This is a genomic window from Collinsella sp. zg1085, assembly GCF_018889955.1.
Taxonomy (GTDB): domain Bacteria; phylum Actinomycetota; class Coriobacteriia; order Coriobacteriales; family Coriobacteriaceae; genus Collinsella.
In genome coordinates this window covers 479771-493073 of record NZ_CP076545.1, presented here as the reverse complement: position 1 = coordinate 493073, position 13303 = coordinate 479771, and the positions used below count along the sequence as shown (strand labels likewise).

At 48.1% G+C, this 13303-nt stretch carries 13 protein-coding genes; 4 read left to right on the top strand and 9 right to left on the bottom strand.

Annotation, left to right across the window (positions count from 1 at the left end; genetic code table 11):
- Positions 1–63 precede the first annotated feature (63 nt).
- Positions 64–624 (top strand): cysteine hydrolase family protein, encoded by a 561-nt coding sequence (locus KPC83_RS02030; RefSeq protein WP_216278915.1) that lies wholly within the window; start codon positions 64–66, stop codon positions 622–624.
- Between the two features lie 23 nt (positions 625–647).
- Here KPC83_RS02030 and asnS read toward each other — a convergent pair whose 3' ends face one another.
- From asnS to KPC83_RS02000, 6 genes are all read right to left on the bottom strand, one after another.
- A complete protein-coding gene (gene asnS, locus KPC83_RS02025) occupies positions 648–2051 on the bottom strand; it encodes an asparagine--tRNA ligase (RefSeq protein ID WP_216278914.1) in 1404 nt (467 codons plus the stop codon).
- Positions 2052–2303: 252 nt separating this feature from the next.
- Positions 2304–2759 (bottom strand): PTS sugar transporter subunit IIA, encoded by a 456-nt coding sequence (locus KPC83_RS02020; RefSeq protein ID WP_216278913.1) that lies wholly within the window; start codon positions 2757–2759, stop codon positions 2304–2306.
- 25 nt (positions 2760–2784) lie between these two features.
- Positions 2785–3981, bottom strand: coding sequence for an iron-containing alcohol dehydrogenase (locus tag KPC83_RS02015; protein WP_216278912.1), 1197 nt, complete (start codon positions 3979–3981; stop codon positions 2785–2787).
- A 45-nt stretch (positions 3982–4026) separates the two neighbouring features.
- Positions 4027–4908, bottom strand: a complete 882-nt coding sequence (locus KPC83_RS02010) for a class II fructose-bisphosphate aldolase (RefSeq protein WP_216278911.1) — start codon at positions 4906–4908, stop codon at positions 4027–4029.
- An 80-nt stretch (positions 4909–4988) separates the two neighbouring features.
- On the bottom strand, positions 4989–6107 hold the full coding sequence (locus KPC83_RS02005) for a PTS fructose transporter subunit IIC (protein ID WP_216278910.1): 1119 nt from the start codon (positions 6105–6107) through the stop codon (positions 4989–4991).
- Complete coding sequence (locus KPC83_RS02000) at positions 6107–6424, bottom strand: PTS fructose transporter subunit IIB (protein WP_216278909.1); 318 nt, start codon at positions 6422–6424, stop codon at positions 6107–6109. Before KPC83_RS02000 ends, KPC83_RS02005 begins: the two co-directional genes overlap by 1 nt.
- A 290-nt stretch (positions 6425–6714) precedes the next feature.
- On the opposite strand from KPC83_RS02000, the gene KPC83_RS07270 reads away from it, so the two are divergent.
- The 3 genes from KPC83_RS07270 to KPC83_RS01985 are packed head-to-tail and all read left to right on the top strand — an operon-like array spanning position 6715 to position 9271.
- Positions 6715–7254 carry an STM3941 family protein gene (locus KPC83_RS07270; protein ID WP_305828553.1) on the top strand — a complete coding sequence of 180 codons (540 nt, stop codon included), beginning with the start codon at positions 6715–6717 and terminating at the stop codon, positions 7252–7254.
- A gap of 9 nt (positions 7255–7263) precedes the next feature.
- Complete coding sequence (locus KPC83_RS01990) at positions 7264–8187, top strand: AEC family transporter (protein WP_216278907.1); 924 nt, start codon at positions 7264–7266, stop codon at positions 8185–8187.
- A 46-nt stretch (positions 8188–8233) separates the two neighbouring features.
- Positions 8234–9271 carry a sugar kinase gene (locus KPC83_RS01985; protein WP_216278906.1) on the top strand — a complete coding sequence of 346 codons (1038 nt, stop codon included), beginning with the start codon at positions 8234–8236 and terminating at the stop codon, positions 9269–9271.
- Between the two features lie 55 nt (positions 9272–9326).
- Here KPC83_RS01985 and KPC83_RS01980 read toward each other — a convergent pair whose 3' ends face one another.
- The 3 genes from KPC83_RS01980 to KPC83_RS01970 all read right to left on the bottom strand — a co-directional run bounded on the left by KPC83_RS01980 (position 9327) and on the right by KPC83_RS01970 (position 12725).
- Complete coding sequence (locus KPC83_RS01980) at positions 9327–10445, bottom strand: hypothetical protein (RefSeq protein ID WP_216278905.1); 1119 nt, start codon at positions 10443–10445, stop codon at positions 9327–9329.
- A 299-nt stretch (positions 10446–10744) separates the two neighbouring features.
- Positions 10745–12010: a 4Fe-4S binding protein gene (locus tag KPC83_RS01975; RefSeq protein WP_216278904.1), complete on the bottom strand. Its 1266-nt coding sequence runs from the start codon at positions 12008–12010 to the stop codon at positions 10745–10747.
- A gap of 67 nt (positions 12011–12077) precedes the next feature.
- Positions 12078–12725, bottom strand: a complete 648-nt coding sequence (locus KPC83_RS01970) for a nitroreductase family protein (protein WP_216278903.1) — start codon at positions 12723–12725, stop codon at positions 12078–12080.
- Positions 12726–13303 lie beyond the last annotated feature (578 nt).

The following is a 13303-nucleotide window of genomic DNA, read 5'->3' as shown; positions in this document are numbered from 1 at the left end:
GATACAGACCATATAATCCTTAGTAGCTGCGGCTTTATAAAACTACCGTGCTGAGGAGGCACCATGTCAAACTCGTACTTGGTTGTTATTGATATGCAAAATGACTTTGTTACCGGAAGCATGGGTTCAGCAGCAGCCGTGGCCATTGCCGATCAGGTGGTTGCCTATGCACAAAGCTATCCTGGTACACTGGTATTTACACAGGATACCCACGATGAGCACTACTCCGAAACACAGGAAGGCAGACGCCTTCCCATTAAGCACTGTATAGCAAATACCGAAGGCTGGCAGCTTATTCCCGCACTCGCCCGCCTGCAAGCAGAACGCAAGGTACGTGTTTTTGAAAAACCTACCTTTGGCTCTATCGCACTGGCTGATTGGTTAGCACAAGAGCATCGCAAACAAGCCATAGACCGCATTGAGCTTTGCGGTGTGGCGACCGATATTTGCGTTGCAAGTAATGCTCTGCTCATCAAGGCGAGCCTTCCAGAGGTACCCCTGGTGGTATGGGGAAACCTTTGTGCAGGCACCAATGCCAAAAATCACCAAGCAGCCCTGAGCACCATGCTCAGCTGTCAAGTGGATTGCCTTATCAACGAGCTTGGAGCCACCGCCAGCAACTAACAGTACCGGCGGGTGACCACCTTCTAAAACTCAGCGTTTCCTACCGTGCGCGGATGCGGAATAACGTCGCGAATATTAGAAACACCCGTGAGATACATAACCAAACGCTCAAAACCCAAGCCATAGCCTGCATGTGCACAGCTGCCATAGCGCCGCAGGTCGAGGTAGTGACGATATTGCTCAGCTTCCATACCCAGCTCAGCAATTCGCTGCTCCAGCACCTCAAGCCGCTCCTCGCGCTGACTGCCACCAATAATCTCACCAATGCCAGGCACTAAACAATCCATTGCAGCCACCGTTTTGCCGTCCTCATTGAGACGCATGTAGAAGGCCTTGATGTCACGCGGATAGTCGGTTACAAAGGTTGGGCACTTAAAATGCTGCTCGGTTAAGAAACGCTCATGCTCGGTTTGAAGGTCAATACCCCATGAAACTGGGAACTCAAAGCTATGACCAGCTGCAACCGCTTGCTCAAGAATATCAATTGCCTCTGTGTAGGTCACACGTGCAAAATCTGAATGAGCCACGTGCGTTAGGCGCTCGATGAGCCCCTTATCAACAAACGTATTGAGCATGGTAAGTTCGTCTTTGCAGGTCTGCATAACATCTGAAATGACATATTTCAGCATGTCTTCGGCGAGGTTCATATCATCGTTTAGATTGGCAAAGGCAATCTCAGGCTCAATCATCCAAAACTCAGCTGCATGCCGCGCAGTATTTGAGTTTTCAGCACGAAAGGTTGGACCAAAGGTGTATACATCACCAAAGGCCATGGCAAAGTTCTCAGCATTAAGCTGACCCGATACCGTCAACGAGGCTGGCTTACCGAAGAAATCCTGCGTGTAATCTATTGCGCCTTCCTCAGTTTGAGGCGGATTTGCAGGGTCAATTGTTGTTACATGAAACATCTCGCCTGCACCCTCAGCATCATTAGCCGTGATAACAGGGGTGTTTACGTATACAAAACCGCGCTCCTGAAAGAAGCGATGAATAGAAGCAGCCGCAACAGAGCGAATGCGAAAAACTGCACGGAACAAATTGGTGCGTGGACGCAAATGCTGCTGCGTGCGCAAAAACTCAAGGGTGGCACGCTTTTTCTGCAAAGGATACTCAGGTGTGGATGTACCCTCGACCACCATGGAGCTCGCCACAAGCTCAAAAGGCTGCGGGGCATCGGGCGTGAGCTTAATTGTACCGGTGGCGATGAGCGCTGCAGAGACATTTTGGTGCGCAATGTCATCATAGTTAGGCAAACTGTCGCGATTCATAACAACTTGCAAGTCTGCAAAGCAACTACCATCATTAAGCGTTACAAAGCCAAAATTTTTCATATCACGCACCGACTTTACCCAGCCGGCAACCGTAATCGTTTGTTGAGCAAACGTTGCAGCATCAGCATAGAGCTGAGCGATTTTGATGCGGTCCATGAAACTCCCTTGCAGGTTGGCGCGTCTGTTGCTGTGGGCAAGGTCAAAACGTAGCCACACTTTGACCCTGCACACGTGCACAAATACAATGCGATACAGTGCACATCATAGCAGGTTATGCGCACCCGTGCGCCGTACTATGGCGTATCAGGCAGAAGCTCTCTTCGCTGTACTGTAGCGCACAGGCACCGTGCGCTTAGGATACCGCGCAGCTCTCGCTAACGTCCATGAGTTTCATAAACTTCTTTACAGCTAGTCCAGCAGCGCGTTTATACAAGCTGCAACGTGCGCGGGGTCATCAGATATCTTAATACACGTACGAAGTTCATTGTCCATGTGCGCTCGCGCTACACGCGCCAGCAAAGCAACGTGCCCATCGCCTGATGCAGCCTCAGGCACGAGCAGAGCAATAGCCACTGACACCGGTGAACCATCAATGCTCTCCCATGTATCAAGCGCCTCAGTAAAGCGAACAACTAGTACTCCCGCATGAGAAATTGCAGCCGATTTAGCGTGCGGTACCGCAATGCCATCAATCATGCCCGTTGGCCCCAAAGCTTCACGCTCTACAAAGGCTCGCTTAACTACCTCGGCGTTTGCGGTATAGCCACACTGCTCTGCCATCTGTGACAAGAACAGCAGAACCTCATCTTTTGAGTGCAACTCCACATCAAGATAGACGTTTTGCGCTCGAACAAATTCTGTCATCTGCGCCCCCCTTCTGCTACCAGGTCTAGCCCTGTGCCATGCGCAAAATCGCCTCAATATCGTCTGTGCCAAGTTGCATAAACGCGCCGATTTTCTCTGTTCCACGCGCAGCGCAAGCTCCCTTGGCAATTGCGGTCAACTCTGCATCAGTTGGGAAAATACCCAGCTCACCTAGGGTAATAGGTAGACCAATACTCAAACACCAATGCTCCCAAGCCTGAATACCCCGAAGCCCTGTCTTTTTCGGATTTGAAAAATCTTGCGTAACACCAAACACATTAACGGCAAACTGGGCAAAGCGCTCAGGACATGCATCAATAACGTAGCGCGCCCAACTTGACCAAATAGCCGTTAAACCTGCACCGTGCGCCACATCAAAAAGTGCTCCTATTTCATGTTCGATGGCATGACACGCAAAATCGCCTACAACACCAGCACCCGTCAAACCATTGTGCGACAACGAGCCAGCCCACAATAAATTAGCACGTGCTTCATAGCTCTGTGGATGTGCCACCGCTTCGGGCACAGCTGTACGCACAGTTCGCATAAGCGCCTCTGCAAGCGCATCAGTAAGATGGGCACCGCGCTCCTGCGTAAAATAGCGCTCCATAGTATGCAACATAATATCTGCACCAGGCGCTGCCGTTTGAAATGCCGGTACCGAATAAGTTAGCTCAGGATTCATGATGGCAAAAAGCGGGCGGGCACACTCATGATTATAGGAGCGCTTATATTCAACACCAGTATCAAGCGTATCGACGTTGATAACGGTTGAATTTGATGTTTCAGAACCAGTGCCTGCAAGCGTAGTAATAGCACCCAGCTTAGCAATGGCATTAGTAGTTACCTTATGCATAAAAAGGTCTTCAAGCTCAAAGTCGTTTGCTAAGCCATATGCAATTGCTTTTGCAGAGTCTATCGCCGAGCCGCCTCCAATTGCTAAAACAAAGTCAACTCCTTCGCGACGGCAAAGTTCAACGCCTCGTTTAACAAGAGAAAGCCGAGGATTAGGCACTACTCCATCAAACTCAACGTAGGAAATGTGTTCAGCGTCTAAACCAGCTTGCACACGCTGTAACAAACCGGTCTCGCGAACGTAGGACCCACCCCAGTGAAGTAATACTTTGTGACCGCCAAACTCTTTAACGAGCCGACCCGCCTCAGCCTCGGTATCTTTTCCAAATAACACTTTCGTGGGAACCAAAAACTCAAAGTTAATCATATGCGCTTCCAACCTCTCTATAAACCGTAACCTGCGTGCAATAGACTAATCATACGCGTCCCCTGTATGCCTAAATTGATAACGCCCACTCGAACCTATCATGTGCATATAAGAGCGAATGAATGCGCAAGCGGCCTGCATACCATGCATCTGAATATCCATATAATCGATTGTGGGCTCTGTATTGAGTTGCTTGTGCATAGCTGCGCGCTGATGACGAAACAAATCGGTGCATACGTTAATCTTGTTGATACCAAGCGCCACAGCTTTGCGAATATTAGCCTCACCTGCACCTGAACCACCATGCAATACTAAGGGCATGTTAAGGGCTTCTTTTAACTGAGCAAGCCTGTCAAAATCAAGCTGCGGCACGTAATTGTCAGGATATGACCCATGTGCCGTACCAATTGCCACAGCCAGAGCATCACAATGCGTCCGCTCAACAAACTCTACCGCCTTATCCACACGAGTATAAAAATCTGCCTCTTGCCCATCTCCTGCAGCTGCCTGACCAACGTGTCCAAGTTCAGCCTCAACCGAAATACCACGCTCATGAGCAAGCGCTGTAACAAGACGTGTGCGGCGTATATTCTCCTCAAAATCATACTGTGAGGCATCGACCATCACACTTGAGTAACCCGCTCGTATACAACGCGTAATATCCTTGAACTCAGCACCATGGTCAAGATTTAGTGCCACAGGCACATCCAATGGCTCAGCGAGCGCTCGAATAAGCGGCACCATTACCTCTGGTGTCGCATGCGCTTTCATTTGCCGGGGAGAAATATTGATAATAACGGGCGCGGCCTCTGCGTCAGCTGCATAACAAATTGCCTTTGCCTGCTCAAGATTGACACAATTAATTGCCATAACTGCATAGCGATGCTCACTTGCATGGAGAAGCATTTCTTTCATAGATACATACATGAACTCATGCCTTTCAAGCTATAACGCAGCTAACCATCTCGGGGCCGCGCTCTCGTTTATCAACACTCAGTTCTCAAACACTAGTCCATCAACTGATCAAGAATAGCGTTACCGCCATCGGTCATATCGGGCTCAAGAGGTTGACGCAAAATGGCATACAAGACACCGGTTACACATGCACCTAACAGCCAGCAACCCACAAAGACTAGTGGGTTGCTCATCATAGCAACAACAAATACACCGCCGTGCACAGCTGCAGACTCCACACCCAAGAGCATAACCGTACCGCCTGACACCGCGCCACCAATCATGCACGGAATAATGCAGCGCCAAGTGTCTTTAATGAGAAACGGAATCACGTACTCTTGGATATAGCAGCAGCCAAGTACCAAACCAGAAACAATTGTTGAGCGCTCTTTCTTTGAGAACTTCTTTTTGCCACCAAGTAACATGGCAATGCATATGCCTAGAGGATTTTGCATGCCACCGCACATCTTTGAAGCGGTAGGTCCTAAAATGCCCTGAGTATTGAGGCCGTTGGTAAAGAGAGCCACCGCCTTTGAGATAGGACCTCCTTGGTCGGTTGACATGCCGGCACCAATTGCTGCACCAAAGGCAAAACGACCAAAACCCTGAAGGTTTGTCAACAATGTCTCAAGACCCGTCATAAGCCAACCGATGGGCACACCGATGACGTACCACATCATGAGGCAACATATAAGAGTAGAACCAACCGGGATTAGCAAAATAGGAAAGACCGATTTCACATCTTCAGGAACTTTGCGTGAAAGCTCCTTTAGATAGTTAGTTACATAAGCTGCCATGATACCGCCCACGAGAGCACCCAAGAAGCCCGCAGCCACCGTCGTGGACACAACACCCACAGCAAAACCCGGAGCGATTCCTGGTTTATCGGCTAGAGCAAAGGCAACATAGGCACCAATGATTGGAACGGCAACAGTAAATATGGCGGCTCCAATAGCGTGGATGGTCATTGCGAGCGTAAACTCTGACCAGGGTAGATTTGCCGCTTGAGCAGCAATGTCATATCCACCCATAGCCTTTGCAATTCCTTGTAACACACCACCGCCCACAATAAAGGGAATCATGTAAGAAACGCCTGTCATAATGGCGTCTTTCATGCGAACAAGCTCACTTTTCTTCTTTGCTTTTGCACCCTTGCGTTGAATCTCTGCCATTATCCAATCGCCTCCAAAAGTTCAGCAACAATGCCATCGCCATCTTTAATGACTTCCTCGGTTCCGACAGTAAGTGTTGGAATGGGCTGAAAGCGCTCTATCTTTTTGATGCGCACATCCGCAGCAATTAATGCCGCATCACAGCGTGCAAGGTCTTCTTCAGTAAGCTCGTTCTCGGTTCCATTCGCACCTTGGAGCTCAACCTTGCAGTCGCACCCCGCCTTCTTAAGTGCACGCTCCATTGCCTCCGCCGCCATATAGGTATGCGCAATACCTATCATGCACGACGTCACCCCCACAATGAACTTCTTTGACATGGCTGCTCCCTTTCCTCAGTCAGCTGTCATTCGGTGTTTACATCATAGTTTCTCTATAAAATTTCTGCTACTTTATTCAAATTATGTGAATTAAATATGTCTAAAACACTTTTTATCCATATTTATTGACCGTTTAAGGAGAAAAATCGACCTTTTAACGCTTATACACATAGTTTCTTCAAATTTATAGCTCATTTCAGACATATTTTCTTCATATGTAACGGGACGACGTTCAAGAGGAGTATGCTTAACCACATTCGGTATAGATGACAGGACGGTGAAATACTTTTATGCGTGTCTTTGCACAACGTAGGCCTCTCAAACAATGCGGTCTTATCTGCATGAGCCTTTGCATGCTCGTTGCGGCGGTTTTAGCACTTGTAAGCCCCGAGCTGAAAGGAGTAGACAACCCGCTTTTGTTTAAGGCGCTAGTTGGCCACCTTGGGCTGCCATTCAGCTGTCTCATACTAGTAGTACATGTCAAAAAACTTTGCTTTCCACGTGAGTTACTGCGTATCAATACGACCGGTATATATGATTTCACAAGTATGCTTTCGCCGGGCTTTATTGCATGGGATAGTATTGCTCATATCCATCTCCAAAAGCTTGGCGCATCAACATATCTTTGCCTCGATATACACGAGCTTGAAGCTTGGAAAACAACCCTGAATACTAGGCAGCAACGCTTGGTTCAGGCTAATCTCAACATGGGATATAGTCCGGTGCGCATACAGCTCGATACACTTGAGCTCCCCATTGATGCACAAGAGCTTCTACGCCATGTGCGCATACTTCGAGCTAGCGCATACGAGATTGCATCACATGTATAAAGGAATATGATGAATTTGATTGCTTTCAAAATACTTGCCTTTATAAACATCATTTTCTTAGGCATTATCGCGCGGTCTCGCAAGCTTGTTGATGGTAATACCAGCCAAAATCTATCAAAGATAGTATTTAGTTTCACATTACCCGCAGCCATTATCCACGCCTTTGGAACCACGACTGTTACGCTGGATGCAATGTATCTCGTATTGCTGGGGTTTTTGTGCACTGTTATCCCTTTTGCTATCAGTGCCTATTTCACGCAAAACACGCCCGTCTCAGATCGTAAGCTCTACCTACTCAACATCTCAGGCTTTAATATTGGCTGCTTTGCACTCCCCTTCATACAAGCCCTTTTTCCACCCTTTGCTGCTGTACTCACCTGCCTGTTTGATGCGGGAAACGCCCTCATGGTCACCGGCGGAAGTTACACAGCAACACAGATGCTTCTCGCGCAGACAGAGGATAGACCGTGCACCCTGAACCCATTCAAACGGCTTATTTCATCTATCGCTTTTGACACTTATCTAGTGCTTATACTAGTGGCGCTGCTCAACATCACCATTCCAAACGAGCTTATTGCTATAACCGAACCCCTATCACAAGCAAATGCCTTTCTATCTCTTTTCATGATTGGGCTTATGATTAACTTTCACGTAGACAAGCAAAAACTAGAGAAACTCTGCAGACTTGTTGGTGGTCGCATACTATTAAGCACCGTAATGTCCTTGTTTGTTTTTTTCTGCCTGCCACTCAGTTTAGAGCATCGACTTGTTGTTAGCACGCTTGTATGGTCACCCATTGCTTCGCTCGGGCCGGTTTATACCTTATGGATAAAAGCTGATTATGGGCTTGCAGGTCTGGCTAACTCAATCACCATTGTTCTTGGAATCTGCGCACTTGCATTTTTTAGTTCACTCCAGATGACCATGCTATGATACATACCATGCAAACCATCCCCTCGCACGAAAACGAGGCTTGTTTATGAACAGTTTTACGTTTTCAAATAAGACGCTTTGCTTTGGCGAGGCGCTCATTCGACTCTCCCCTCATGGAAATCAGCGTATTGAACAGACAGAAGACCTCCAACTTTTTGTTGAAGGTGCTGAAGCTATGACGGCACTATCGCTTGCGAGTCAGGGTGAACGTGTTGCATATATGACAACCATCAGCGATAACCGTCTGGCAAAAAAAGTTGTAATGACACTTGCAGGAGCGGGTATTGACCTATCACGTGTACAGCAAGTTCCGGGACGTATGGGGTTATTTTATTTTGAGCGCGGGAGTGGCGAGCGACCAGCCAACGTGGTATATGATCGCAATAACACACCCATTACCCTGCTGAGTCGAAGCGATTTTGACTGGGACAGCCTGCTCAATGGCATTGATTCCTTTTATTTCTCAGGAACACTTGCCGCTATCAATGCTGAGTTGCGACTTGCCTTGCTTGATGCTTTACATGCCTGTAAGGGACGCGGCATTCAAACCTTTTGCGACTTGAACTTTCGGTCACGCATGTGGACAGTTGAGGAAGCACGCCAAAGCTGGAATGAGTTTTTGCCTTTCATTGATGTATGTATTGCAAACGATGAGGATATCTGGAGCCTATTTCCTCAAGCAGGCATTATGCCTAACAAGATAACGACGCTGGGATTTTTAGACTATTACCGTGATGTTGCGCAAGACCTCACCATGAAATTTGGTTGCCATACCGTAGCTATTGAGATTCGCTCCCTTGCAACCAGCGGTATTGGACGCTGGAGCGCTCTGTTGTACAAAGACGGTACCTTTGCCTATGCTGGACCGCGCGAAATCATGAGCGGTGAGCATTCAGGATGCGGAGACTCCTTTGCTGCTGGAATTATTCATGGTATTCATAAGGCTTGGGTTGCAGACGAAATTATTACCTATGCTCTTACCTCAAGCGTGCTGAAAGCAAGTATCCCAGGCAGCATTAACTACTTATCAAGCGAAGAAATCCACGCGGCAACCCACACCATGCGCACAATTGTGGACTATTAGCAGCTGATGGTATGCGGCAGTATGCTCTAGTAGCTCTCTTCGCCGCATGCCACTCCTATTTAACTTTCTTCTTGTACTTTTTGCCACAGTTGTTACAAATGAAGGTTTGTTTGTATTTTGATGGAATAAACCCAGCTAGATAACCAAGCGAGCTATTGGTAATAAAGTTGCCAAGTAAGGCATTTCCAATTGAAAAATTACCACGTGAGGTAATCAAAACGACATCTAAGCTTCCACAATGCGGACAAACCAAACCTTGTTTTTTCATTTGTTTATAGACACGCGGATGAATCTGCGGGCTCTGAGCAGCGTGCTCTGCGGCTAAACGTGCTTGCTCTTCTTGCTTACGACGACGTTGCTCTGCTTTTTCTCTTTGTTCTTCTTTATACACCTCACGTTCTTTATAGCTTTTTGCGCCCGCAAACAGCCCAAACTTAGCAAACTTAGCAGTATAAACCGGCAAGATAATACAGATGGCATAATGCCACCAAGGAAAATCAATGCTTTTGTTTGTCTGCTGTACTAACATGTACAAAAAATAAATCATAGCTGGAAGCGATGCGAATACGCACGTGATATCAAGAGTCATTATTGCGCTTTCCAGCATGTCTTCAAAAAGCGTTTGTGTACTCCCCGTAGAGCGAGACAGGTACACAATGTCAAAAAACAACAAGAGTGGAAATGCGCCAATACCCGCGTAATACTTCCAGACAGCAATATAGCTATGAGGGTCTATATAGCTAATCAAGAGATACACAATGTAGATAACATCGACAAAGATTGCCAGCATAGCCATAAACGCCAGAAAGCCAAACACACCCCAGAGAAAGCCGGTTGGAGCCTCAATGGTGGGTTTTTCAAGACTTTGTAAAAACTCCTCGTCAATATTTTTGCCTTCAGCTCGAGCCTGTTCGATGAGTTTAGCCTTTCTTTCCTCTTCCATATGCTTGAGGTAATCGTGTAAGTCTTCTCTCCCAAGCGTGTAATACGCAGTGCTCGGGTCTAGGTCGTAAATACTCTTATGATTAGCAGATGCCCCATCTAGTGGTGCAGGTGTGACGCTCGCAATCTTGTTCAAGCAAACCGTGTGCACTGCCTGAACTGCTGCCATATGTGCAGCATCTACCTGAGAGGTATTACTGACCTGCTGATTAGCGCTTCGCTCATCTGACATAGTGTGCTCCAAGCACCGTAGGGCTATCTATAAAAGTATTGTATCTGAGCGTCTGGACACAAATCTTATAGTTCTAAGCACCGTAATGCGGCGCGTCGTTGGTGTAGGTGAGTCATGGCTTTTTCACGCCCTTAACTAGCATCTTCCGCCTGGCAGCGCACAGCAGCTTGTTCTAGTACCTCTCTTTGTGTCGTCCAGCCAAAACCTTGCCAATTCGATGCACCATGGCAGCAATTAGGGCATTTCCCATGCAAAATGCCCAGCGCCCATTGGTGGTATACGTGCACAACAGGACAGACTTATTCCCCGAGCTTTTCAACCTGGTCAAGCAGGCTATCAAGTTTTTTGCGGGCGGCGGCGCCTGCTGCTGCAGCACGCGTTGCAACAAGTTGTTCTGCCTGCTTTTTCTTCTCAATAGCTGGGTCAGATACAACAAGCTGCTCACAATTGCACTCATGCATTGACAACGCTCGATTAGGACACACCTCTGCGCACAAACCACAGCCAACGCAATACTCAGGCTCCACCTTAAAACGACCACTAGCCACTAAATCACAAGCATGTACTGGGCACTGACGTACGCACTCGGCACACATTGCGCACCGACTATAATCGCACTCTGGCAACCACACACGCACCGATTGCGCCAGCTCAGGGTGAAGTTGAAGCGCCGACAACATGAGCTGGCGCCCCTGCTGCAAAATCCGTCGCCGTTTTTCTGAACTAATACCAGCTGCCGTGCTCAGTGTTTTTTCTAAATCACTCAGCCGATTGCTGTGCTCACGGAGCTTTTGCGTCACGCTCATCAAAGCGGCAGTTGCAGGATTGAATTTTGATACCGCAAGACCAGTTGTGCGCACAATGTTGTCCATAAACTCTTTGCGCTCATACTCGCGCCGCTTTACGCAGCGCAACGCACGAGCGTCAACCTCAAGCCCCAGACCTACTCCCGCCCATTCTTCACCTTGCGCTATAAACTCACTCAGCTGCTCTTCGCCTGTAGTTGTCTTACAACGCGCACAAATATCAACCGGCAAAAACACACTCACGTTGTCATACTCAGCCAAAATGGCAAACCAAAGCTCAGGCGATACATCACCCACGCAGGCAAGTACCACTTCATTCTCACGTGGAACCCGCTTGAGAGAGCGCGTGCAGGTTACATAAGCTGTTTCATGTGCCTGAGCTGCTGCGGCAATAAGCTCATACAGTTTCTTAGGCTGAATCTTAGGCGAAACAAAGCTTTCAGTTGGACAAACCGAAACGCAAAGACCACATTCGCGACAATCATCGCTAACAGAAATGGCGTCGTCCTCAATAGTGATAGCGTCAACCGGACAGACATCCATACAGGCTGAACAGGCACTTTGCTCATAACGACACAACATGCACTGTAAGGTATTGCCACGCGGCTTCTCCTTGTAATCGGCTGGATTCCAAACCGGGCGATTAACACCGCCCGTGCCTAACAGCGTATCGGTAAGACCGCTCAGAGGATTTCGCAGGACGCCCAAGCCCTTACTAATGTCGATGAGGTCATCAACTAAATCGTGCTGTTCTGCCAAGGGTCCCTCCTCTACCGCGACGCGCAGCAAGCCTTTAGTTTAGCGCGAGTGTAAACGCGCACGCATGCTAAATTTGCATATCTGCAAGACTGCGCTTAGGAACGTGATGAACCCCTGCTTCGTCGTCCCAATTTGCAAGGCTACCATCTGGCGAGCTCTCAACGCCTTCAAGCTGTACCACATCGGTTGAAACACCAAGTGCGATAACCATCACAGGTGGAGCCGCTTCAGGCAACTCAAGTACCTCAGCAGCACGAGCTTTATTAAAGGTATGTAGCATACACGAACCAAGGCCAACCGCACGCGCGGCAAGCATAATGGTCTGAGCCGCAATACCACGGTCAACAGCGGCATTGGGTGTTTGCTCAGTGTCGCAAATCACCAGATAAGCGCTTGGGCGTTGACCTGGCTCAGGAATAGCGCGTCCGCGAGCACCAAGTGCCCAGCCAAGGGTTTGAAACACAGCTTCACACGTTGCTGCATCGGATACAACACGATAGCGCAGCGGCTGCCGATTAATAGCAGATGGCACGTTGCGCGCCATCTCAAGGATATAGTTGAGCTGCTCTTTGCTTACTGGCACACGTGCGTCATAGCGACGATGGCTGCGCGTTGCACGCACAAGCTCTGCAAACGCATGTTGAGCCATTTGACTAGCAGTTTCACTATCTGCGGTGTTTTGAGGGCTAGCTACATCAGTTGTATTGCTTGTCATACCTACTCCTATCGTTGTAGTTGCTCCGATGTTTCTCAGCTTTATCATATCGCGCTCAACAATCTAGGCAAACACCCGAAACTTGTTTGCTGAATCTATTACAAGAATGTTGCAAGTTTACGCAATGGCTTGGGCATTACCCGTGTAGTTATCTACGCTATCAATTGCCGTTATTGCTCAAACTCGCTTTTGACAGAAATGGGCAATTTGGCAGTGTAGAACCCCCGTGGGTTGATAGTTATTTTATAAACCCGCAGGTAGATAGGTTGCTGATTTTCTGGCTATAGGGGGTTTATTACCAGATTGGCCATTTTTGTCAGTTTTTACTGCCAGATTGCCCGTTTTAGTCAAAACCATTCACGTCGAATTGTCCGCTTTAGTCAAAACGCCCCAGCCGCGTTGAATTGCCCGTTTTGTCACAACGACCAAACCGCGTCCAATTGTCCATTTCTGTTACAACAACTCAACGCGTACAATTCCCTACTTCTGTTAAAACGGTTCAGACGCACTCAATCGCCGCATGCAAGTCCTCGCTTTGTCACAACAACTCAACACGTACAACTGCCACGTACCCATAC